Raw genomic sequence first — 21,409 nt, 5'->3', positions numbered from 1 at the left:
TCTAAAAATCGGTAAGTTTACAGCTTGATGATGTAGGAGGCGCGGCTGCGGGGCAGCCGCGCCTTAGGGTCAAAACAGGAAATCGTCCGCCTGCAATTCGGCGGTGGTGACGCCCTCAAGCAATAGGCTGTCGCTGCCGTCGGTGATCAACACCCCGTCTCTGGTATCGGCGGCATGGTTTGCGATCAGATCGCGAAAGCTGCCAATGCCGTCTGCATTGCTCAGGTCGATCAGCTCACCCGTTTGTTCGGTGTCGAAATCTTTGATTTTGTCAGCGCTAGAGCTGAAGATGAATGTGTCGCCGCCTTTGCCGCCGATAAGCACGTCATTGCCAGCGCCGCCGTCCAGTGTGTCACTGCCTCGCCCGCCCCACAATTTGTCTTTTCCGCCGCCGCCAGATAGGTCATCCTTGCCGCCGCCGCCCCATAGTTTGTCTTTACCGCCGCCGCCATCAAGCTTGTCGTTTCCAGCGCCGCCCCATAGCTTGTCTTTACCGCCACCGCCGCCAAGGTTGTCGTTGCCGCGTCCGCCCCACAGTTTATCATTGCCGCCGCCTCCTTGCAGGTCGTCGCTGCCAGCTTCGCCCCGCAGCTTGTCCCGACCACTGCCGCCGTTCAGGCTGTCATTCCCTGCGCCGCCGGAAATGGTGTCATTGCCGCCGTTGCCATTTATCACGTTGTCTTCGGCATCGCCGGTCAGGGTTTCTGCGGCGCTTGTGCCCTCAACAACGCTATCTTCTTCGTCATCGTCCGGTTCGTCGGCTTCAAAAATAGAGTTAATGAAAGCTGTGTCGTCAGCAAGAGAGGAGCTGGTCCAAGCTTGGTAGAAGTCCGCCGCAGAGACGCCCTCAAGTTGGTCGGCGCCAACCAAAACGTGTTCATGAACGTTCATGAAGACCATGGCTTCGATGTCACCGGAAGTCGGTACTCCTGCGGCGTCGAACGTCATATTGCTGCCGAGCATGACAAACTTGCGGTTCCAACCGGCGCTGCTGACCATGCCGTCCCAAGAGGATCCGGCATCATAGTAGTTGAACGCAACACCTTGCGAATATGCTTTTCCGGCAAGGCTCATCCCTGAAGGGATGTCGCCTCCGTAGATGCTTACCAAATTGGCTTTCAGAAAGTAAAAATTGCCGCCCTGAGTCTCGGATTGTAGAGTTTGGCCGGGGAGGGTAGAGATATCGCGCATTGTATTTCCATTTGTATTAGGTATTGAATTCAGCGGGTTGCGCCCCTGTGAATGTGTAGGAGGAACACCTATGGTTGTAAAGCGCCAAAAGCCTCCACCAAGGCACGAGTTCCTGTCGGCGCGAAATTTACGAAGCCGAATGTGGTGAACGGTTCCTGTTGCGTCGAATGCCACGGGTCGCGGGCCAAAGCCCGCAGATGAGCTGCGCAGGATGGCTGTCATTTCGGAAAGACAGACGCACGACTGCCGGCGGCCGCCCCTTTGCGCCAGAGAAATTTTTTCTTGGAGCAAAGGCAATCGCGGGAATATACTGTAGCGCGATTGATCCGGTGTCCCGTTGCGGGGGGCGGTTTAATCCCGTTGCACAACTGACACGCCGGACTGCCCGTGCCGGTTCAGGAGTAATCTTATGCCGAACAAACACATCGTCTATCACATTCCGGTTTGCCCGTTTTCACAGCGGTTGGAAATCCTTCTGGCCCTAAGGGGGCAGGAAGATGCGGTAGACTTCCGCGTTGTGGACATTACCAAACCGCGCGATCCCGAATTGCTCGCCAAAACGCGGGGCACGACGGCGCTGCCGGTTCTGGAAACGGCTGAGGGAACCATCCTGAAAGAGAGCCTCGTAATCCTGCGGTATCTGGATGAGGTGGTCAAAGGGCCATCCTTGCGGCGCAGCGATCCGGTAGAACACGCGATAGAATCCATGCTGATTGCCCAAGAGGGACCGTTCACAATGGCAGGCTATCTGTTTGTCATGAACCGCGATCCGGACCAGCGCGACAGCCATCTGGAGAAGTTTCTCGGCCTTTACCGCACCATGAATGATTTTCTGATGGCGCACAGTCCCGAAGGTCCGTTCCTGTTTGAAAGTTTCGGACTGGCCGAAGCGGTGTTCACGCCAATGTTCAAACGCTTCTGGTTTCTGGAGTATTACGAGGATTTTGCGCTTCCGGACGGACCCGAATATGCGCGGGTGAGGCAATGGAAAGCGGCATGTATGGCCCATGATGCCACCGATCAGGTCAGCAAGGAAGAAATCGTCAAACTCTACTATGATTATGCGCTGGGCGCGGGAAACGGTGCGCTGGTTGAGGGCCGGCAGGTTTCCAGTTTTGCCTTCAATCCGCCTTGGCAGGCACGTCCCTGGCCGCCAAAAGACAAATACACCACCTCTGCCAGCGATGCAGAACTAGGGCTGCTGCCCTGAGCCTGTGACGTTCATCAACGGATCGCTGGGGTTTCAACGGGAAAAAGACGCCAGCACGGGCAAAAGAACCGGCAGCCACCCATCGCGACACGCACCCGCACAACCCTGACGGGGTGTGCCGTTGGACACTGTCACGAACTGTCTGGGAGTGTTGGTAGCGGGAGAGGGACTTGAACCCCCGACACGCGGATTATGATTCCGCTGCTCTAACCACCTGAGCTACCCCGCCGTACCGTGGCGCTGTTTAGGCAAAGGAAGGGCAGGCGTCAAGCGGGGAATTGACGGTTATTTGCGCTCTTTTGCACTTTCTTTTGTCCGGTCTTGCGAAGGGGCTTAAAAACAAGGGGATCCGGCCTATGGCTTGTGTCCATGACAGCTTGACCGCGCAGGGGCGGTGCCGCTAGGGCTGGGGTATGGCTTCAACTTCGCTCGATCTTGTCTTCTCTGCTTTGTCCGACCCGACCCGTCGGGCGATTCTCAGCCTGTTGCTGGAGGATGATATGGCGGTGACGGATGTGGCAGAGCCGTTCGAGATGTCACTGGCGGCGATTTCCAAGCATTTGCAGATACTGACCCGCGCGGGCTTGATTGAACAGGAACGGCGCGGGCGGGTGAAATGGTGCAAGCTGGTGCCAGAGGCGCTGCGGGAAGCTTCGGTCTGGATGGAAGGCTTCGGCCAGTTCGAGGCGGTTAACCTTGACCAGTTCGAGCGGTTTTTAGCCTCTGAAACCATCGCAACGGAATGACGGCTGTGTCAGCGGTCCTGTAGCAGCATGAATAGCGCCAGCACCGTGGCACCCACCCCCACCAGAATGACGGGTGACGGCACACCGCCGCCAAGGGCCAGTTCCCAGACAATCACCCAGCTTGGCGTGAGGTAGGTATAGGCCATGACCTTGGCCGAGGGCAGCGACAGGGTGGCGTATTGCACCAGAAAGAAGGTGATCGCTGTGGAACTGATCGACAGATAGGCCAGCCCGATCCAGAAAATCGGGGGCAGGGCGGCCCAATCCACAGTTGCGAGATCGGGCAGGGACAGGGCCAGAAGGATGATGCCACCTGCAATCAGGGTGCCCAAGGTGAAGACCGCAGGGTGCTCTCCGCGGTTCAGCAGGCGCACCAGCGGGGTGTAAAAGGCATGGGCGAAGCAGGCGAAGAAAAAGATGACCTCGCCGCGGCCCACGTCAAATCGCAACAGCGCGTCCAGATCGCCGCGAAAGATCACCCAGACCGCGCCGCTGCCCCCGACTGCCAGCGCAAGCGCCATCCAGCGGGTAGTGATCTGACGCAACAGGATATAGCCGAAGACGGCAGACATAATCGGGGTCAGGGTAAAGATTGCGGCAGTTGAAACCGAAGATGCGGTCTTGAGCGCCTCAAACATCAGCACAAAATAGACCGAAAAGATGCCGCCAAGCGCCACATAGCGCCAGGGTGCGTTGAAATCGGACCGTTTGATGCGCGGGCCAAGCCCGACAAAGACCCCCACTACGACAGATGCCAGCGCAAAGCGCAGGGCGGTCAGGGACAGCGGGTCAACCAGATGCGCGATCCGCACACCAAGGGGAAAGGATCCTGCCACAAGGACGGAAAACATCAGCATGGCCAGATGGCCGCGCCCTTGGCCTGCTTGTGCGGGGGGATTTGCAATCGTCATACGTCTTCTTACCCGATCACAGCCGGTTGGCAATCCGCAGATGCTTTGGCGTTCGGGGGGATGTTGCCAATCCCGCAACATTGCTTTGCGAAAGCGCTGGCTTATGTCAGGGCCTTGCGGGGGGTAGATGTCGGGCAACAGAATTTGGAGACTTCCCATGACCAAGACTATCCTGAAGATCAACGCATCGGCCCGAATCACAGACAGCGCCTCGCGGCCTCTGGTGGAGCGTGCAGTTGCCAAACTGTCCGGTGCGGACACCCGTGTGATCGAGCGTGATCTGGCAGCCCCCCTGCCAGCCGTGAACGAGCAGTGGCTGAATGCCAACTGGACCCCTGCGGACAAGCGCACAGCTGAACAGACTGCTGCGCTGAAGCTGTCCGATACACTGATTGCAGAGTTGAAGCAGGCGGATACCATCGTGCTTGGCCTGCCGATGTATAATTTCGGCGTCCCGTCCAGTTTCAAGGCTTGGGTGGACCTGATTGCCCGCAATGGTGAGACTTTTGCCTATACGGACAACGGTGTTCAGGGGCTGCTGGAGGGCAAACGCGCCGTGGTTATCGTGGCCACAGGCGGGGTTCCCGTCGGCAGTGCTGCCGATCATGCCACGCCTTATGTGACAACGGTGCTGGGATTTGTCGGGATCACCGACATCACCTTCATCGACGCCGCCACGCTGGTGGCCAATTCGGCCACGGTTGTGCCCAAGGCCGAGGCCGCTATCGACGCGTTGGCAGCATAACTTGACAAGGGGGCTTCGGCCCCCTAAACGCTGTTTTATCCATTGGAAGCACCAGCCTTCCGGTCTCAGGATCGCCACCCGTCAGCGAGTTTCGCCCACGGGTGATTTTGTCGTATGGGCAATTGCATCTTGGGCTGGGAATAGCGGGCAGGCTGCTTACATAGACTGTAACCGCGTTAACTGAAAGGACGCCAAGGCCATGTTCGAAAGTCTCTCCGACCGCCTCTCTGGCGTTTTAGACAAGCTGACCAAACAGGGTGCGCTGTCTGACGCTGATGTGTCCACCGCCCTGCGCGAAGTACGTGTGGCCCTGCTGGAAGCCGATGTTTCCCTGCCGGTGGCGCGGGACTTTATCAAGGCGGTGCAGGAAAAGGCGACAGGCCAGAACGTGACCAAATCGGTGACGCCGGGCCAGCAGGTCGTCAAGATCGTGCACGACGAAATGGTGCATTTCCTTGCCGGTGACGATGCCAACGCGGGTCAGTTGAAAATTGACAACGCTCCTGCGCCGATCCTGATGGTCGGTTTGCAAGGTTCGGGTAAGACCACCACGACTGCGAAGCTTGCCAAACGTTTGACAGAGCGGGACAAGAAGCGGGTTCTGATGGCCTCGCTTGATACCAACCGTCCGGCGGCGATGGAACAGCTTGCGATTCTGGGGACACAGATTGGCGTGGATACGCTGCCAATCGTGAAGGGCGAAACGCCGGTCCAGATCGCCAAACGGGCCAAGCAGCAGGCGACCTTGGGTGGCTATGATGTTTACATGCTCGACACGGCGGGGCGCCTGCATATTGATCAGGAGTTGATCCAGCAGGCCGCTGATGTGCGCGATGTGACCAAGCCTCGGGAAACCCTGCTGGTGGTTGACGGGCTGACAGGTCAGGACGCGGTGAATGTCGCGACCGAATTCGACGACAAGATCGGCGTATCCGGCGTTGTGCTGACGCGTATGGACGGCGACGGACGCGGCGGTGCAGCCCTGTCCATGAAGGCCGTGACCGGCAAGCCGATCAAATTTGTCGGTCTGGGCGAAAAGATGGACGCGCTGGAGGAATTCCACCCCGAGCGTATCGCGGGCCGAATCCTTGGCATGGGCGATATCGTCAGCCTTGTGGAAAAAGCGCAGGAAACCATCGAGGCCGAACAGGCCGAAAAGATGATGAAACGGTTTGTCAAAGGTCAGTTCAACATGAACGACCTGAAAGGCCAACTGGAGCAAATGCAAAAAATGGGCGGCATGGAAGGCATCATGGGGATGATGCCGGGCATGAAGAAAATGGCCAAACAGGTGGAAGACGCCGGTTTTGACGATTCCGTGCTGAAACGTCAGGTGGCCCTGATCCAGTCCATGACCAAAAAGGAACGCGCCAACCCCGCGATCCTGCAAGCCAGCCGCAAAAAGCGGATCGCGCGCGGGGCAGGGATGGAAGTGTCCGATCTGAACAAACTTCTCAAGATGCACCGGCAGATGGCCGACATGATGAAGAAGATGGGCAAGATGGGCAAAGGCGGCATGATGAAACAGGCCATGAAGGGGATGCTTGGCAAGGGCGGTGGCCTGCCCGGTGGAATGCCTGCAGATATGGATCCCAAACAGCTTGAAGCGGCGGCCAAGAAACTGGGCGGCAAGATGCCCGGTGGCCTGCCGGGTCTGGGCGGCGGCGGTTTGCAACTGCCCCCCGGTCTGTCCGGTTTCGGGAAGAAGAAATGACCCTGACACACGCCCCCACGCTGGAAACCGAGCGGCTGGTGCTGCGCGGCCCGCAGATTGCGGATTTCGAGCCGCTGGCCGCGTTTTACGCGTCCGATCACTGCATCGGGTTTGGCGGGCGTCTGGAACGGGACGAGGCATGGCGCTGGTTTTCAACTAACGTGGGCCATTGGCATATCCACGGTTACGGCTATTTTTCCATCGTGGAAAAAGCCAGCGGTGAAGTCGCCGGACTGACCGGCATCTGGTATCCTGAAGGCTGGCCCGAACCGGAATTGGGCTATGCGCTTTTCGAGGCGTTTGAAGGCCGTGGCATCGCGCGCGAAGGTGCGGAACGTGCACGGCGCTGGGCGTTCGAGGACTTGGGTTTCAAAACCCTGTCCTCCCATATTGTTCCGGGGAATGCGCGGTCCATCGCGCTGGCGCAGCGGATGGGCGGCACATTCGAGCGGGCCTATCACAACCCGCATATGGGGGAAGACCATATCTACCGTTACCCGACACCGGAGCACGCCCAATGAGCAGCGCAACCGACAATGCCGTGACCAAAGCCGCAGAGGTCCTGAAGGAGCACCGCGCCAGCATCGACCGTCTGGATGCGATCCTTGTCTATACTCTGGGCGAGCGGTTCAAACACACTCAGGCCGTGGGAAAGCTGAAAGCGACCCATGACCTCCCGCCATCTGATCCAACCCGTGAAGCCAGCCAGATCGACCGTCTGGAACGTCTGGCACGCGAGGCGGATCTTGATCCCGAATTCGCCAAGAAGTTCCTGAACTTCATTATCAGCGAAGTCATCCAGCACCACAAACAACATCAATCCTAATTCCCGAATGTAGGGTGGGACATGCGCCCCCCGACCACGCCATCTAAAGGAGATACACCCATGGCAATGAAGATCAGACTGGCCCGCGGCGGTTCCAAGAAACGCCCTTTCTACCGCGTTGTTGCAGCCGACTCCCGCATGCCGCGCGACGGCCGCTATGTTGAAAAACTCGGCACATACAACCCGCTGCTGGCCAAAGACGACGAAAACCGTGTTCAACTGAACATGGAACGCGTTCAATACTGGCTCGGTGAAGGCGCACAGCCATCCGACCGTGTGTCCCGTTTTCTGGAAGCGGCTGGCGTTGTTGAAAAGAAAGAGCGTGCCAACCTGAAGAAAGCCAAGCCTGGCAAGAAAGCAGTAGAGCGTTCCGAAGAAAAAGCTGCTAAAGAAGCTGCTGCCAAAGAAGCTGCTGCGGCACCTGCAGAAGAAGCCAGCGAAGAAGCGGCTGCTGAATAAGATAACGGAGACGGGAACATCATGCATAAATTTACCGCAGAGTTCCGGTCCGAGTTTGTAAATCTGTTGAAGTGGCGCCGCGATGTGCGCCACTTCAAAACCACCCCTGTTCCCGAAGACAGCCTTGCCGAATGTCTGGACGCGTTTCGTCTGTCCCCTTCCGTTGGCCTGTCCGAACCCTGGCGCATTGTCAGCCTTGATTCCGAGGCGGCACGGGCCAAAGCCTATGCAAATTTTCAAATCCAGAACGATGCAGCTCTTGCCGGTTATTCCGGTGACAAGGCGAAAACCTATGCCAGCCTGAAACTGGCCGGTATGAAGGAAGCCCCCGTTCAATTTGCGATCTTTTGTGACGAGGAAACGGAAAAAGGCTCTGGTCTCGGGGCGGCTACTATGGCTGAAACACGTCGATATTCCGTGGTGTCAGCAATCATGTCTTTCTGGCTGGTGGCGCGGGCCTATGGTCTAGGGGTCGGCTGGGTGTCCATTCTGGACGCAGACCAGTTGCGCGGGGATCTTGGCGTGCCGGACAGTTGGTCTCTGGTGGCCTATCTGTGTGTCGGCTACCCGACCGAGGAAAGCCTGCAACCGGAACTGGAAGCCAAGGGCTGGGAAGAGCGGGCGGAAACCGTCGACGTGATTTCCCGCTAGGCGCATAGGATCAGGGGCGCTGCCCCTGAAACCCCGGGATATTTTCCCCAAAAAGAGCGTAAACTCTTATCAGGCGGCAAAACCGTCGGTCTGACGGGACCAGAATCCGGCGTAATACCCGTTAAGGTCGAGCAGCTCTTCGTGGGTGCCGCTCTCTACGATCCGGCCCGCGTCCAGCACCACAATCCGGTCCATCCGCGCGATGGTGGACAGGCGGTGCGCGATGGCGAGCACGGTTTTGCCCTCCACCACCTGATCAAGCGCCGTTTGAATGGCGGCTTCCACTTCGGAATCAAGCGCGGAGGTGGCCTCGTCCAGCACCAGAATCGGCGCGTCCTTCAAGATGGCACGGGCAAGCGCAATCCGCTGGCGCTGGCCGCCGGAGAGCTTGACACCGCGCTCTCCCAAGTGGGCATCATAGCCACGGCGGCCTTTGTGGTCTTCCAATCCGAGAATAAACTCATGGGCTTCGGCGCGTTTGGCAGCGGCGATGAGGTCCTCTTCTGTGGCATCCGGGCGACCGTACAGGATGTTGTCACGGGACGAGCGGTTGAACATGGCCGTGTCCTGCGTAACCATACCGATCTGGCGGCGCAGGTCTTCCTCGCTCACCTCGCGGATGTCCTGCCCGCCAATGCGGATCGCGCCTTTTTCCACATCGTAAAGCCGCAACAACAGGGCAACGAGGGTGGATTTGCCTGCACCTGACGCGCCGACAATGCCGATCTTTTCGCCCGGTTTGATCGTCAGGTTGATGTCTTCGATGCCATTGCCGTCCCGTCCGTAGCCAAAACTGACGTGATCAAAGGCGATTTCCTTGCGCCCGTCGAGCCCCTTGGGGGCGTTGGGCTGATCCAGACGGTGGCGCGGGGTGAGCGTGCGCATGCCGTCCTCGACCTCTCCGACATTGGCCCAGATCGCCATCAGGGTGAAGCTGACCCAGCCGGTCATCTGCGCGATGCGGATGGAGATCGTGCCCGCGGCGGCGATGTCCCCCGGAGAGGCCAGCCCACGGGACCAGAGCCAGAGCGTGCCGCCGATCAGGGCAACCGGCAGCAGTCCGGCCACTGTCATCAGCGTCAGACGGAAACCGGCGGAGAGTATGCCGAAATCAAGCGCACGGTCGCGAAATTCCGCGATGGCACCGATGGCGGCGCGGTCTTCGTGATCCGCATGGGCGAAGAGTTTGACGGTTTTGATATTGGTGATCGTATCCACCACCTGACCGGACACCATTGCCCGCGTGCCCGCCCGCGCCTTGGACCGTTCGCGGATGCGGGGCATGAACCAGCGGATCAGCAGCAGATAGACCAGCAGCCAGCCCGCCAGCGCCATTGCAACGGTGCCATTGATCGAGGTCAGCAACAGCACCGAGCCGACCAGCGAGGCGAGCGCGAAGAACACCACGTTGATGACTTCGACCGCCACATCCGTCATGGCGCGGGCCGCCTGCATCTGTTTTAGCGCAATCCGGCCCGCGAAATCATCGTCAAAAAAGCTGACGGTTTGCCCCAGTGTCCAGCGGTGCAGACGGGTCAGCACCAGCGGGTTCACGTTCGGCGCCACCAGCACGGAATTGGCGGTGGAGGAGGCGCCAAAGGCCAGCGGGCGCAGGATCAGGAAGAAACCGGCAGCAAGCACCAGCAGCATCAGGTTCTGGTCCCAAAAAACATCCGGCCCGCTGAGAAGGGCCGCGTCGATCACTTTGCCAAGCAGGATCGCAGTCACCACTTCCAGTGTGCCGACGAAGGCGGAGAGCAGCCCAGCCACCGCCAGCCAGCCGAATGCCCCGCTGAGCGCCCAGCGAAAGAACGCGCCAAGCGTTTGAGGTGGTGGTCCTTCGGCCCGTGCAAAGGCATCTATCAATCCTGCAAATCGTCTCATTCTGTGTCCAGTCCCAACATTTCACCCGATTGGCGCGACCAGAAACCGGCATAAAGCCCGCCTTTGGCCAGCAGTTCGGCATGTGTTCCGATCTCGGCAATCTGTCCGTCATCCAGCACTACAATCCGGTCCATCCGCGCGATGGTGGACAGGCGATGGGCGATGGCGATGACGGTTTTGCCCTCCATCACACCGGAAAGGGCATTCTGGATCACGGCTTCGCTTTCACTATCTAGGGCGCTTGTGGCTTCGTCCAAGACCAGAATCGGTGCATCTTTGAGAACAACACGGGCAAGCGCAATCCGCTGGCGTTGACCGCCTGAAAGTTTCACGCCCCGTTCCCCGACAAATGCTTCCATCCCGCGCCGTCCTTTCGGGTCTTCGAGATCGGGGATGAACTGGGCCGCATCCGCGCGGATCACGGCCCGTTTGATGTCCGCCTCTGTTGCATCCGGTGCACCCAGCACGATGTTGTCCCGCACAGAGCGGTGCATCAGGCCGGGTTCCTGCGTGACCATACCAATGGCGCGGCGCAGGCTTTCCTGTTTGACCGATGCGATGTCCTGCCCGTCGATTTCTATGCGTCCTGCTTCGGGGTCCATGAAGCGCAGCAGCAGGTTCACAAGCGTGGTTTTCCCCGCACCGGAACGCCCGACAAGACCGACTTTTTCACCCGCAGCAATGGTCAGGTTGATCCCGTTCAGACCACCTTCACCCCGCCCGTAGTGATGGGCCACGTCGATCAGTCTGATTTCACCCGCGCTGACGTGCAGCTCCGGTGCGGCCTCGGTGTCGGTGACGGTATGTTCCTTGGCGATGGAGTCCATGCTTTCATGGATTTTGCCCGCGTTTTCAAACAGCAGCGTAGAGACCCACATGATCCATCCGGTCATGGCGGACAGGCGCATCACCAGCGCGGTGACTGCGCTCAATTCCCCCACACTAACCACGCCACTGCGCCAGTAGTAAAGCGACAGCCCGACCACCCCCGCAATCAGGATGCCTGTGAGGATGCCCAGATCCAGCCGGATCCGGGTCCAGAGCCGCAGAAACAGCATGAATCTCTCACGATCCTGCTGTGCGGCCTGCAAGGCGAAATCCTTTTCGCGGCTGTCACCGGAAAACAGTTTCACGCTTTCGATGTTGGTATAGGCATCCACCACCCGCGCCGTCACCATAGAGCGGGTCTGCGACATATCCTCGGAGGCTTGGGAAATCTTGCGCCCCATATACAAGACATAGACGACAAAAGCACCCAACCAGAGCAGCATTGGCAGGGCAAGGGCCGGTGTCACCGAGGACATGATCCACAGCGCACTAACGAAATAGATCGACACGAACCAGACAGCCTCAAAGAAGGTGTAGACATTGTCCTCCACCGCAGGGCCGATCTGCATCACGCGATTGGCCAGACGTCCAGCGAAATCATTGTGAAAGAACTCGCGGCTCTGGCCGAGCATATGGGTATGGGCCCGCCAGCGCACCTGATCGCGCATGGCGCTCGACAGGGCCTGATGCTGCAAGACCCCGTTCAAAAAGAAAGCCAGCGGCCGCCCGAACAGCAAAAGAGCCGCCACCGCCATCAGTTCCAGACCATAGTGCCCCCACAGCGCATCACCGTCGGTCTGGTTTACATAGTCGATGATCCGGCCGCTGTAGCTGATCAGCCATGTTTCCAGCAGGGCCACAACCAGCCCGCCCAAAAGCAACCACGGTAACAGCCCGTGGAAGGGGCGCAATTCGCTGCGGATGAAAGCCCAGATATTACGGGGCGGGGCGCCAAGATCCCTATGGGCAAAAGGATCAACGATAGATTCAAAAAAACGGTACATAACGATATTCCAACGAACAAAGAGAATTGCGCCACGGGCAGAATAAGACAGGGAATGTCAGGATATGGCCGCAGGGGCCAAGGCAACAACGTGGCTGGCTGAGGACGGACGGAAAAAGGCCCGCATCAAGTGGCTATAGGACTTTTCCGGCCTTCTTGATTATCCAACAATTCATGCCACACCTCTTGGTTGATGCAAAAGATGTAGCACCGCATCTGCGGCCTGTCACCTGTTTCTTTGGCCCGTGGTTTCAGCCATAGCTGTGCGCGACAAAGGGTGCAGGGTGGCAATCCTGTGCCGGAACATCTTTTCTTTAACCCTCTGGCGGGTTAGGTGAGAGAAAGGGTGCGCTGCCATTTTGGGCGGATGTGCAAACGGATAAACGAACTGGGGCCGGAACTTGGCAAAAAACGATACCATCTGCGTAGCGGCAATTATGGGAGCATTCGGAGTGAAGGGGGAGGTGCGGATCAAATCCTTCTGTGCCCAACCCGAGGATGTGGGCAGTTACGGTCTGCTCAGCACTGAGGATGGCAGCCAGACCTTTGATCTGACTGTGACCCGTCCGGTCAAGGGCGGCTTTGCCGCGCGGATCAAGGGGGTCCGGTTCAAGGACGAAGCCGACGCCTTGCGCGGTGTGCGGTTGTTTGTGCCCCGCAGTGCACTGCCCAACCTGCCGGATGACGAATATTACTACTCCGACCTCATCGGTATGGAGGTGGTGGATACCGGCGGCGAGATGCTTGGCAAGGTGCGGGCGGTGCATGACCACGGGGCAGGGGACATCCTTGAGGTACGCCTGACGTCGGGGGGGGATGCGCTGCTGCCCTTTACCCGTGAAATTGTGCCCACTGTGGATATGACATCCGGCCGGATCGTCGTTGATCCGCCGGAAGGGGCGATAGATGGCGGCTGAGTCTGCGGTTGAGACTGCGGCTTCTGACGCGCTGGCCCGCTGGAGCCGGAAACAGGCGCGTGAGACTGCCGCTTTTGCAGCCCTGAGCGACCTGCTGACGGGCGAAGCCGCGCTGGACGGGGTGGTGCTGGCGGAGTGTTTGCGGATTGCAGAGGATCGCACGGTGTTTCTCGCCCATCTGGACGGTGCGCCGCTGGTGATCAAGCATTTTACCGGAGCCGATGGTATCGCCCGCGCCGCACAGGTGCATCAGGAACTGACATCACGGTACGCGATTATGGGCAGCGGATTGCTACAGGTGTGTGAGCCTAAGCTGTTCCTGCCGCAAAAGCCGCTCACCTTTCGGGCCTACCAAGCCGGAGAGCGGCTCGACACGATCCTGCAAAACGCCATCCCCGCAGCACGGGCGCAAAAGCTGCGTCAGGCGGGGCAATGGCTGGACCTTTATACCAGCGACAGCCGCAAAACTGCCGGATTTGGTCCGTGGAAATGGATCAAGCGGATTGCGCCGCAGCGAGGTACTCCTTTTGCGCCGCTGTTAAACCGTCTGAAAGCGCGGTTGCGCGAACAGGCCCCGCACCTGATGGGCAAGCCTGTGCAGGTGGCCCGCACCCACGGGGATTTCGCGGCGCTGAACCTGATCTGCGATGGTCCTGTCATGACCGGCATCGACATTGAAAACCGGCATGAACTGGCCGTCACCAAGGATCTGGCGCGGTTTCTGGCGCAGGCGCAAAGCTACCGGCGGCCTCAGGGGGGATGGCTGCCAAACCCCGACCTTGATGCCATTCTGGAAGGGTTCGGCCCCCTGCCGGAGTTCGATCGCGGTCCCGTCCTGCGGTTTTTCTACGGGGTGGAACTGGGCCGGCGTCTGATGGGCAGCCAAGGCACAGAGGCCGAGACGGAAAACCTTGCCTCTGCATTGCGCAGCTATGTGAACTTCCAGACAGACAGCCGATAGACAAAAGCGGCAGAACGGATTAATCCGCCCCTATGTCCGATGAAAAGAAACCTCTGTCCCACGGGATGAAAACCCGCAGCCTGACCCGTTCCCACGGGCGTCTTGCCGTGCGCCCCTCGCTCAAACCGCGCGCGTTGATGACCGACACGCCTGACATTGCCGGTACTTGGCGGGCCAAGGTCATCACCCTGTTTCCCGATGCCTTTCCGGGGGTGCTGGGGCAGTCGCTGACGGGTAAGGCCCTGCAAGACGGTAAATGGGCACTGGAGCCGATTGACCTGCGCCAGTTCGGGACCGGCAAGCACAAGGACGTCGACGACACCCCCGCCGGGGGCGGTGCCGGCATGGTGCTGAAGGCGGATGTGGTGGGGCAGGCCTTTGATGCGGCCCGTCCGGGTACACCGATGGACCAGAGCCGCTGGCCGGTGATCTATCTGTCGCCGCGGGGCAAACCCTTTACGCAGGCTATGGCACAGCAGTTTTCCAAGGCCGAAGGCATGACCCTGCTCTGCGGCCGCTTTGAAGGCGTGGATGAACGGGTGCTGGAAGAATATAACGTGCAGGAAGTCTCGCTTGGGGATTTCGTGCTGACGGGCGGGGAAATTGCGGCACAGGCGCTGATTGATGCAACCGTGCGCCTGTTGCCGGATGTGCTTGGCAATGCGGCCTCGACCGAGGAAGAAAGCCACTCGAACGGTCTGCTGGAACATCCCCAATACACCCGTCCGGCAGAATGGAAAGGGCGTGGCATCCCCGCAGTCCTGACGTCCGGACATCACGGCAATGTGGAAAAATGGCGCCGGGAGCAGTCCGAAAAGATCACACAGGAACGCCGCCCCGATATGTGGGCAGATTACACCGCTAAGAAGGACTGAGCGGGCCAGATCAGGGGCTTGCCGCTGCACGGTTTCAATGTTCCCCAAATACTCGTGCCACCGCCCTGTACAGCCCTGCAAAACCCTTGCATAACGGCCCCAAGCGCCCTATACGACCCCGTGCTCTACCCCGTTTTGAGTCGCGCTGCCCCCTGTGGTTCTTCCCACAGGACGGTGCGCTGCTTGCAGGAAACGGCAAGGACCACACACATAAGGAACGTCACTCCTATCTCTGGCGGGCACTGCGGTGGACCCGGAAGAAGACCAAGAGCTATGGGACAGGCATCAAACTTCGCCAGACAATGGCGGGCATAAAGGATCATGACGATGAACATCATCGAACAGCTCGAAGCTGAACAAATTGCCGAACTCGGCAAAGAAATCCCTGACTTCAAAGCAGGTGACACCATCCGCGTAGGTTACAAAGTGACCGAGGGCACACGCTCTCGTGTACAGAACTACGAAGGTGTCTGCATCGCACGTAAAGGCGGCTCCGGTATCGCTGCTGCATTCACAGTGCGCAAAATCTCTTTCGGTGAAGGCGTAGAACGTGTGTTCCCGCTGCACTCCACCAACATCGACAGCATCACAGTTGTCCGTCGTGGCCGTGTGCGTCGCGCGAAACTCTACTACCTGCGTGCCCGTCGCGGTAAATCCGCACGTATCGCGGAAAAAACAAACTACCGCCCGCTGGGTGGTGCAAAAGCGTAAAACCGCTTTTATCCGAATACCAGAGCGGCCCTTTCGGCCGCTCTTTTCGTTTCTAGGGGCGGGGTTGCGTCCGACCCTGATATTTCCCCCGTTATGCCGGACCCTGTCCAAAATCCCGCCATATTCCTGTGTCAGCACGGATGTATCGAATTTTCCTCTGCGGGGTGAACGGCATGCTTTCCTTTTTGATGCGTACATTTGCATTGTCTCTGTCCATCTTCTGGCGGGCCTTGCCGTGCTGGGCGCTGCTGGTGGCGATCCTTTACGCGATTTTCAGCTTTTTCGCGGAAAGTCCGATCCTGTTCCTGATCCTGCTGGGCTTTGGCGCGGGCACATTGATGGTCTTCATGCTGTTTGTGAACGTGCGCTCCGGTCTGATCGTCGCGGATGAGGTCAATCCAACCGATCTCGGCAAACTTTTTCTGCGCTCGTTCAAGTTCTTCCGCTTCTTTGCCATCTTTAACAGTCTGATGGGCGGCCTTTCCCTTGGTGCCTATTATGTGGCGTCGCAGATGGGGATTTTCGATTTCGATATGGCGGTTGAAGCTGTGACCACCGGCAATACAGAAGCGCTGGAGGCGCTTTACGCCTCGCTCTCGCGTCCGTCGGTCTATGCCTATACCACCGCCACGCAAATCCTCTCGCAAATTGCCTATGCCTCCCTTGCGGTGCCTATGGCGGCCAATGCCGCGGCCTGTAGTCCAAAGGCCCGCGACTACGAGATCTTCTGGGGGTTCGGCGCCGGTGCGCTGCGGATGTTCCTGCTGATGCTTGTGGCCGGTACAATCGTTACCGGAATGGTGCTGGTCTACGGGTTTGTCCTGCTGACCATGCCGGTGTTTGACGGTCTGTCGCTGATGCAGGTCACAAGCCTTGAAGAACTGACCGCCCCAAGCACGCTGTCAGCTTACCTTATGATCGCAGTGCTGGTGCTTTTCCCGATTGCCGGATTTGTCTGGTTCATCAGCCTCTGGTGCGCGGGGGCGACCTTGTGTTTCATCGACCACCGCGATCGCAAACAGGCGGAAAACGATTTTGAGATTTCCCGCGTTTTTGAACGGCCCCACAGTGCCGAAGACCTGCGGGCCTTGCGCCTGTCGCGGATGAAGGGCACAGCGAGCGGACAGGCGTGAAAAACACTCTGGGTGACAGGGTAAGATAACCGCTTGCCCGATGGCTTTTTCTGGTCTATACGCCGATTTCTGTAATTCACGCAGGGCGACCGTTTACCGGCGCCTCTTGCCAAGCCGGAACGGTGGCCGCAATCGGATCAGTCCTGCACTCTGGAGCTTAGACATGAAAAAAGACCTGCACCCGAAGTATCACATGATCGAGGTCAAACTGACCGACGGCACAACCTATAAAACCCGTTCCACCTATGGTGAAGAAGGGTCCACACTGGTTCTGGACATTGATCCGTCCGTACACCCTGCCTGGACTGGCGGGAACCAGAAACTGATGGATGCCGGTGGCCGTGTCACCAAGTTCAAAAAGAAATACGAAGGTCTGGGATTCTAATCCACTCCGGTTTTATTCTCGAAAACGCCGCTCCGCTTGGGGCGGCGTTTTTGATTCTGCCCTTTGGCGCTGCGGGGGGCGAACTGTGGCTTATCTGTTTCGATGCAGGTATTTCCGCAACAGAGCAGCCCTACCGTATTGGAAACAATATTGTATTCGCATAATCCATGCGCCATAGTGCGCTCCAAGCCCACACAACATATCTCTCTACAAAAACAGGGCAGGGGACACCAATGGCGTATATTATCGTCTTCGGAAACGAAAAAGGCGGCTCTGGTAAATCGACCACAGCCATGCACGTTCTAACCGCCCTCTTGCGCAGCGGGTTCAAAGTCGGGGTGGTTGATCTGGATTTGCGCCAGCGCACCCTTGGCCATTATGTTGAGAACCGTGGCGAATACGTGCGCAAGAACGATATTCCCCTCCCGCTACCCCAGCTTGCAGAGATGCAGTCGGCAGAGGATCTGGGTTTGGAACCGGGCGACGAGGCCAATCTCGTTGCATTTCAAAAGGCTATCCTGCTGCTGGATGAAGACAACGATTTCATCGTGGTGGATTGCGCCGGCTCTCATTCTGCTTTGGCGGAACTGGCCCATGCGATGGCCGATACATTGGTCACGCCGATGAACGACAGCTTCATCGATTTTGATCTGCTGGCCAAGATTGATCCCGAAACCAACGCTGTCACCGGCCCGAGCGTGTATTCCGAAATGGTCTGGGAGGCCCGCAAGGCCCGTGCCGAAACCGGCGCGAAACCGATTGACTGGATCGTGACCCGCAACCGTGTTGGTGCGCAAAACATGCACAACAAACGCAAGGTCGGCGCGGCGTTGAAAGACCTGTCACGGCGCATCGGTTTCCGTCTGGCGCCGGGCTTTTCGGATCGTGTTGTCTTCCGCGAGCTGTTTCCCCACGGGCTGACCCTGCTGGACATCAAGGACGTGGGCGGTGGTTCCCTGAACATCTCGAACGTGGCCGCCCGTCAGGAAGTCCGCGATCTGGTGGCAGAGTTGCAACTCCCCGATGTGACGGTAGACTTCTAGGGCGCAGTGCGCCTTTGGTTTTGTTTGAACAGTCCGAATACCCGCCCGTCAATCGCGGCGAGACCGGCCCCGATCACGGCCATGCCAGCAATGTGGTTCCAGCCAAGGGATTCGTTCAGGACGAGCACACCCAAAAGGATGGCGCTGGGTGGAATCAGGAATGTGACCAGCGCTAGATTGGTGGCCCCTGCAGTGGACAGGATACGGAAATAGAGGAAATACCCGACCGCCGTTGACAGCACCACCAGCCCCGCCAAAGCCCAGAGCGTTCCGCCCGAGGGCCAGCCGTAGGTCCAAGGCTGATCCACCATCAATACCACAGGCAATAGCAGCAGGCTCGACGCGCAAACCTGACCTGTGGCTGTGGCCAGAGGAGCCACGCCAAGCCGCCCGAACCGCTTGCCAAAGATTGATGCCAGTGCATAAGACACCCCCGCCCCAAGCACGGCAATATGAGGCAGGATCGCGCCGCTTTCACCGCTATTGCCGCCCATCAGAATAAACACCCCGGCAAAGCCAAGCAGCAAACCAATAATCCGCCCCCCGGACAGATGCTCGTCATCGGTCAGAAAATGCGCGGCGATCACGGTGAAAATTGGCGTCATTGCGTTCAGGATAGAAGCCACCCCGCTGGCCAGTTCGTTTTGCGCCCAGAAGATCAGGCTGAAGGGGATGGCATTGTTCATCAGTCCCATGCCGAGCAAGGCGAGCCAGACGGTCTTGCTGCGGGGCAGTTTGATCCTAAGCAGCCGCAGCGCCAGCACCAGGATCAAAGCCCCGCCAAAGACGCGGATGAAGGCGATGGTCATGGCCGGAAGCTCGTCTATCGCAACGGCGGCAAAGAAGAACGATCCGCCCCAGACGATCGACAGTCCGGCGAGCATGGACCACTCCAGCAGGGTCATACGATGTGCAATCTGTTTCATGCTGTGTCTATGGCGCAATTGTCAAAGCGGCGCGACCCGTTTCTTGTGCATCCCTCCCGCACCGCGTTATTTCGCGATCTGGCGGGGGGAATGACGCTAAAACCCGCTGTCTGCAGCTTGCCAAGGCTGCTAGAGACACGCCATATTGATTGAGTCTTAACGGGGGTTGTGATGCGTTGGTTGATCCGGATTGCTGTGGCACTGGTCGCATGTGTTGTCGTTGCGGTGGGGCTGTTGTTCCTGCTGCCCGCAGACAGGATCGGACAGTTGGCTTCGGATCAGTTGGAACGGCAAACCGGGCGCAAACTGACCCTCTCGGGGGATTTTACCCCGACGCTGTTTCCCACGCTTGGTGTGAAAACCGGCGCGATTACCGTTTCTAACGCGGACTGGGCGAGCGAGCCGCTGATGATCTCGGCCAAAGGCGCAACGGTCGGGGTGAACCTGTCCGCACTGATCGGGGGCAATGTAGAGGTCGAAACCTTCGAGCTTCTGTCTCCGGTGGTGTATCTGGAGCGGGATGCCTCGGGCCGTGCGAATTGGGATTTGTCAGGGCCGACACCCCGTGACACGACCACCCGCCCGCAGGCAGAAACTGACAGCGCGCGGCCTTCGCTGGCCTTGGGGCGGATTGTGGACGGGGACATCTATTTTCGTGATCACAGCACCGGGACTAGCCACGCGCTGGGCGGGATCAATGGCACGGTATCCCTGCCCAAAGGGAAAACGACAGCGCGGATTGCGGTTTCGGGCAATCTGGACGGACGTGACGGCGCGATAGAGGCGGTTCTGGGGGATTGGCCGGCTATGATGGAAGGCGGCATCTCGACCGTTTCCGGCACGCTGGAGCTGGGCGCGGATACGGTGGGTTTCGACGGTACGGCGGGGCTTGGTGACGGGGTGCCGACGGTGGATGTGGTTCTCAACGCCTCGCTTGGCGATCCCTCCGGTACGGCAGCGCGTTTCGGACTGAACGCCCCGGCGCAGCTCGCGGCGCTTTCGGGTGTGTCGCTGGAGGGCAAGGTCTTGCTGTCCAGTGCTGGTGTCTTCACACAAGCCGACCTCAAAGGGGTTTACGGCAAGGCTCCGGTCACGGGCCGGCTGAGCGCGACCGGCGATGAAAGCTGGCTTGAGACACCGGAGTTCAACGTGGAAACTTTCCTGTCGCTGCAAGGCACGGGGGATGTGGACTTCAAGGGACGGGCAGGGCAGGCGCGACCGAACCTGTTGTCGGGCCAACTGCTGGCGCGCTTCTCGGACCTGCGGGGCGGCTTGCGTCTGGCGGGGATTGAAACCGGTACGCCGAAAGGCACATTCCAGACTGGCAAGCTGGACGGAGAGTTGCGGGTCGCAGCCTCTGGCAAGGCCCGCCTGAAAAACGTTGTAATCACGCTGGATCAGAATGTTGTTTCGGGCGAAATCGCCTTTCGTCCGCAAAATCCGCCCTATGTGGAGGCCACGTTGGACGCGGGGAAACTGGACCTGTCGGATTACATCTCGGATGATGCTTCTGTCGGTGCAGAGGGAACAGGTGGCAAAAGCGCTGCGTCTTCCGGCTGGTCAAAAGAGCCGATCCGCCTGCAGGGGCTGGATGCGCTTGACGCGGATGTGACCCTGCGTGCGAGCAGCGTTGATCTGGGGGTCAGTCAACTGGGCCTAACCCTGATAAATGCGCGGTTGCGGGACGGGTTGCTTGCGCTTGATTTGCGCGATGTGCGGATATTTGACGGGGCGGTGTCGGGTCGTATCACCCTGCGTGGCGGGCCTTCGGTGGCGTTTGAAACCGATGTGACCGCGCGGAACGTGGAATTGGAACCGCTCTTGTCGCAACTGCTCGATATGGACCGCCTGCGGGGGACCGGAACGACCAGACTGGCACTGCGCTCACAGGGGGGGAGCGTGCATGAGATCATGACCTCTCTGTCGGGGAATGGTTCGGTGGAATTTGGCAACGGCGCGATCAAGGGCATTGATCTGGCGGCAATGATGCGCAATCTCAAATCGGCCTTCGGCGGGTTTCAGGGCGCAACAGAATTTACCAGTCTGGATGGCACGTTTTCGATGGAGCGGGGCGTGTTGCAGAATGTGGATCTGTCGCTCATCAGCCCGCTGTTTCGCGCTGCGGGGAAGGGCTCGGTCGATATTGGCGGGCAGGCGATGAACTATGGTAACCGCCTCATTGATACCGCGGATTAAGCGGCTTGAGTGTCACTTCTTGAGGCGAGCGGTTCCCAATTCCACGGCAACAACTCTTCAAGTCGGTTGATCTTGTGATCATGGATTCGGTCGA

General features: G+C 58.9%; 21 protein-coding genes and 1 tRNA gene. 16 read left to right on the top strand and 6 right to left on the bottom strand.

Features of this window, described 5'->3' with window-relative positions; translation table 11 throughout:
* Window positions 1-69 precede the first annotated feature (69 nt).
* Window positions 70-1,191, bottom strand: a complete 1,122-nt coding sequence (locus BFV97_RS15425; protein ID WP_216635970.1) for a calcium-binding protein — start codon at window positions 1,189-1,191, stop codon at window positions 70-72.
* 409 nt (window positions 1,192-1,600) lie between these two features.
* On the opposite strand from BFV97_RS15425, the gene BFV97_RS15420 reads away from it, so the two are divergent.
* Entirely contained in the window at window positions 1,601-2,401 is an 801-nt protein-coding gene (locus tag BFV97_RS15420; RefSeq protein ID WP_069301295.1) for a glutathione S-transferase family protein, read from the top strand.
* A 152-nt stretch (window positions 2,402-2,553) separates the two neighbouring features.
* On the opposite strand, the gene BFV97_RS15415 is transcribed toward BFV97_RS15420, so the two are convergent.
* Window positions 2,554-2,630: transfer RNA gene (locus tag BFV97_RS15415), tRNA-Met, on the bottom strand.
* A 184-nt stretch (window positions 2,631-2,814) separates the two neighbouring features.
* On the opposite strand from BFV97_RS15415, the gene BFV97_RS15410 reads away from it, so the two are divergent.
* Window positions 2,815-3,147, top strand: coding sequence for an ArsR/SmtB family transcription factor (locus BFV97_RS15410; RefSeq protein ID WP_069301294.1), 333 nt, complete (start codon window positions 2,815-2,817; stop codon window positions 3,145-3,147).
* An 8-nt stretch (window positions 3,148-3,155) separates the two neighbouring features.
* On the opposite strand, the gene BFV97_RS15405 is transcribed toward BFV97_RS15410, so the two are convergent.
* Window positions 3,156-4,058 (bottom strand): DMT family transporter, encoded by a 903-nt coding sequence (locus BFV97_RS15405; RefSeq protein ID WP_069301293.1) that lies wholly within the window; start codon window positions 4,056-4,058, stop codon window positions 3,156-3,158.
* A 157-nt stretch (window positions 4,059-4,215) separates the two neighbouring features.
* On the opposite strand from BFV97_RS15405, the gene BFV97_RS15400 reads away from it, so the two are divergent.
* The 6 genes from BFV97_RS15400 to bluB all read left to right on the top strand — a co-directional run bounded on the left by BFV97_RS15400 (window position 4,216) and on the right by bluB (window position 8,453).
* Window positions 4,216-4,803: an FMN-dependent NADH-azoreductase gene (locus tag BFV97_RS15400; protein WP_069301292.1), complete on the top strand. Its 588-nt coding sequence runs from the start codon at window positions 4,216-4,218 to the stop codon at window positions 4,801-4,803.
* A 199-nt stretch (window positions 4,804-5,002) separates the two neighbouring features.
* Window positions 5,003-6,517 carry a signal recognition particle protein gene (ffh, locus tag BFV97_RS15395; RefSeq protein WP_069301291.1) on the top strand — a complete coding sequence of 505 codons (1,515 nt, stop codon included), beginning with the start codon at window positions 5,003-5,005 and terminating at the stop codon, window positions 6,515-6,517.
* The gene (locus BFV97_RS15390; RefSeq protein WP_069301290.1) at window positions 6,514-7,038 is read left to right on the top strand and encodes a GNAT family N-acetyltransferase; all 525 of its coding nucleotides are present in this window, start codon (window positions 6,514-6,516) and stop codon (window positions 7,036-7,038) included. Before ffh ends, BFV97_RS15390 begins: the two co-directional genes overlap by 4 nt.
* Window positions 7,035-7,343, top strand: a complete 309-nt coding sequence (locus BFV97_RS15385; protein WP_069301289.1) for a chorismate mutase — start codon at window positions 7,035-7,037, stop codon at window positions 7,341-7,343. The genes BFV97_RS15390 and BFV97_RS15385 overlap by 4 nt, the downstream gene beginning before the upstream one ends.
* 60 nt (window positions 7,344-7,403) lie before the next feature.
* The gene (gene rpsP, locus BFV97_RS15380) at window positions 7,404-7,802 is read left to right on the top strand and encodes a 30S ribosomal protein S16 (protein WP_069301288.1); all 399 of its coding nucleotides are present in this window, start codon (window positions 7,404-7,406) and stop codon (window positions 7,800-7,802) included.
* 21 nt (window positions 7,803-7,823) lie between these two features.
* The gene (gene bluB / locus BFV97_RS15375; protein WP_069301287.1) at window positions 7,824-8,453 is read left to right on the top strand and encodes a 5,6-dimethylbenzimidazole synthase; all 630 of its coding nucleotides are present in this window, start codon (window positions 7,824-7,826) and stop codon (window positions 8,451-8,453) included.
* A 69-nt stretch (window positions 8,454-8,522) separates the two neighbouring features.
* Here bluB and BFV97_RS15370 read toward each other — a convergent pair whose 3' ends face one another.
* Complete coding sequence (locus BFV97_RS15370) at window positions 8,523-10,337, bottom strand: ABC transporter ATP-binding protein (protein ID WP_069301286.1); 1,815 nt, start codon at window positions 10,335-10,337, stop codon at window positions 8,523-8,525.
* Complete coding sequence (locus tag BFV97_RS15365) at window positions 10,334-12,169, bottom strand: ABC transporter ATP-binding protein (RefSeq protein WP_069301285.1); 1,836 nt, start codon at window positions 12,167-12,169, stop codon at window positions 10,334-10,336. Before BFV97_RS15365 ends, BFV97_RS15370 begins: the two co-directional genes overlap by 4 nt.
* A gap of 400 nt (window positions 12,170-12,569) precedes the next feature.
* Between BFV97_RS15365 and rimM the strand changes: the two genes are divergently transcribed.
* The 7 genes from rimM to BFV97_RS15330 all read left to right on the top strand — a co-directional run bounded on the left by rimM (window position 12,570) and on the right by BFV97_RS15330 (window position 18,193).
* Window positions 12,570-13,085: a ribosome maturation factor RimM gene (rimM, locus tag BFV97_RS15360; protein WP_083225679.1), complete on the top strand. Its 516-nt coding sequence runs from the start codon at window positions 12,570-12,572 to the stop codon at window positions 13,083-13,085.
* Window positions 13,075-14,046, top strand: a complete 972-nt coding sequence (locus BFV97_RS15355; protein ID WP_069301284.1) for a hypothetical protein — start codon at window positions 13,075-13,077, stop codon at window positions 14,044-14,046. The genes rimM and BFV97_RS15355 overlap by 11 nt, the downstream gene beginning before the upstream one ends.
* 32 nt (window positions 14,047-14,078) lie before the next feature.
* Window positions 14,079-14,921 carry a tRNA (guanosine(37)-N1)-methyltransferase TrmD gene (gene trmD, locus BFV97_RS15350; RefSeq protein WP_245667767.1) on the top strand — a complete coding sequence of 281 codons (843 nt, stop codon included), beginning with the start codon at window positions 14,079-14,081 and terminating at the stop codon, window positions 14,919-14,921.
* Between the two features lie 327 nt (window positions 14,922-15,248).
* The gene (rplS, locus tag BFV97_RS15345) at window positions 15,249-15,632 is read left to right on the top strand and encodes a 50S ribosomal protein L19 (protein WP_069301283.1); all 384 of its coding nucleotides are present in this window, start codon (window positions 15,249-15,251) and stop codon (window positions 15,630-15,632) included.
* Between the two features lie 188 nt (window positions 15,633-15,820).
* Window positions 15,821-16,765 carry a hypothetical protein gene (locus tag BFV97_RS15340; RefSeq protein ID WP_172827923.1) on the top strand — a complete coding sequence of 315 codons (945 nt, stop codon included), beginning with the start codon at window positions 15,821-15,823 and terminating at the stop codon, window positions 16,763-16,765.
* Between the two features lie 163 nt (window positions 16,766-16,928).
* Window positions 16,929-17,150 (top strand): 50S ribosomal protein L31, encoded by a 222-nt coding sequence (gene rpmE, locus BFV97_RS15335; RefSeq protein ID WP_069301281.1) that lies wholly within the window; start codon window positions 16,929-16,931, stop codon window positions 17,148-17,150.
* A 233-nt stretch (window positions 17,151-17,383) separates the two neighbouring features.
* Window positions 17,384-18,193 (top strand): division plane positioning ATPase MipZ, encoded by an 810-nt coding sequence (locus BFV97_RS15330; RefSeq protein ID WP_069301280.1) that lies wholly within the window; start codon window positions 17,384-17,386, stop codon window positions 18,191-18,193.
* On the opposite strand, the gene BFV97_RS15325 is transcribed toward BFV97_RS15330, so the two are convergent.
* On the bottom strand, window positions 18,190-19,119 hold the full coding sequence (locus BFV97_RS15325) for a DMT family transporter (RefSeq protein ID WP_245667766.1): 930 nt from the start codon (window positions 19,117-19,119) through the stop codon (window positions 18,190-18,192). The genes BFV97_RS15330 and BFV97_RS15325 overlap by 4 nt on opposite strands.
* 171 nt (window positions 19,120-19,290) lie before the next feature.
* On the opposite strand from BFV97_RS15325, the gene BFV97_RS15320 reads away from it, so the two are divergent.
* Window positions 19,291-21,315: an AsmA family protein gene (locus BFV97_RS15320; RefSeq protein WP_069301278.1), complete on the top strand. Its 2,025-nt coding sequence runs from the start codon at window positions 19,291-19,293 to the stop codon at window positions 21,313-21,315.
* The last annotated feature ends 94 nt before the right edge of the window (window positions 21,316-21,409 follow it).

It is taken from the genome of Neptunicoccus sediminis (assembly GCF_001719615.1).
GTDB classification, from domain to species: Bacteria; Pseudomonadota; Alphaproteobacteria; order Rhodobacterales; family Rhodobacteraceae; genus Amylibacter; species Amylibacter sediminis.
This window is presented reverse-complemented; position numbering and strand designations above follow the sequence as displayed.

Coding starts and splice junctions, on each gene's coding strand:
- ffh (WP_069301291.1), top strand. CDS start 5,003: ATGTTCGAAAGTCTCTCCGACCGCCTCTCTGGCGTTTTAGACAAGCTG.
- BFV97_RS15400 (WP_069301292.1), top strand. CDS start 4,216: ATGACCAAGACTATCCTGAAGATCAACGCATCGGCCCGAATCACAGAC.
- rpmE (WP_069301281.1), top strand. CDS start 16,929: ATGAAAAAAGACCTGCACCCGAAGTATCACATGATCGAGGTCAAACTG.
- BFV97_RS15330 (WP_069301280.1), top strand. CDS start 17,384: ATGGCGTATATTATCGTCTTCGGAAACGAAAAAGGCGGCTCTGGTAAA.
- BFV97_RS15410 (WP_069301294.1), top strand. CDS start 2,815: ATGGCTTCAACTTCGCTCGATCTTGTCTTCTCTGCTTTGTCCGACCCG.
- BFV97_RS15390 (WP_069301290.1), top strand. CDS start 6,514: ATGACCCTGACACACGCCCCCACGCTGGAAACCGAGCGGCTGGTGCTG.
- BFV97_RS15320 (WP_069301278.1), top strand. CDS start 19,291: ATGCGTTGGTTGATCCGGATTGCTGTGGCACTGGTCGCATGTGTTGTC.
- BFV97_RS15370 (WP_069301286.1), bottom strand. CDS start 10,337: ATGAGACGATTTGCAGGATTGATAGATGCCTTTGCACGGGCCGAAGGA.
- BFV97_RS15355 (WP_069301284.1), top strand. CDS start 13,075: ATGGCGGCTGAGTCTGCGGTTGAGACTGCGGCTTCTGACGCGCTGGCC.
- BFV97_RS15405 (WP_069301293.1), bottom strand. CDS start 4,058: ATGACGATTGCAAATCCCCCCGCACAAGCAGGCCAAGGGCGCGGCCAT.
- BFV97_RS15325 (WP_245667766.1), bottom strand. CDS start 19,119: ATGAAACAGATTGCACATCGTATGACCCTGCTGGAGTGGTCCATGCTC.
- BFV97_RS15340 (WP_172827923.1), top strand. CDS start 15,821: ATGCGTACATTTGCATTGTCTCTGTCCATCTTCTGGCGGGCCTTGCCG.
- BFV97_RS15420 (WP_069301295.1), top strand. CDS start 1,601: ATGCCGAACAAACACATCGTCTATCACATTCCGGTTTGCCCGTTTTCA.
- BFV97_RS15425 (WP_216635970.1), bottom strand. CDS start 1,191: ATGCGCGATATCTCTACCCTCCCCGGCCAAACTCTACAATCCGAGACT.
- BFV97_RS15365 (WP_069301285.1), bottom strand. CDS start 12,169: ATGTACCGTTTTTTTGAATCTATCGTTGATCCTTTTGCCCATAGGGAT.
- BFV97_RS15385 (WP_069301289.1), top strand. CDS start 7,035: ATGAGCAGCGCAACCGACAATGCCGTGACCAAAGCCGCAGAGGTCCTG.
- bluB (WP_069301287.1), top strand. CDS start 7,824: ATGCATAAATTTACCGCAGAGTTCCGGTCCGAGTTTGTAAATCTGTTG.
- trmD (WP_245667767.1), top strand. CDS start 14,079: ATGTCCGATGAAAAGAAACCTCTGTCCCACGGGATGAAAACCCGCAGC.
- rplS (WP_069301283.1), top strand. CDS start 15,249: ATGAACATCATCGAACAGCTCGAAGCTGAACAAATTGCCGAACTCGGC.
- rpsP (WP_069301288.1), top strand. CDS start 7,404: ATGGCAATGAAGATCAGACTGGCCCGCGGCGGTTCCAAGAAACGCCCT.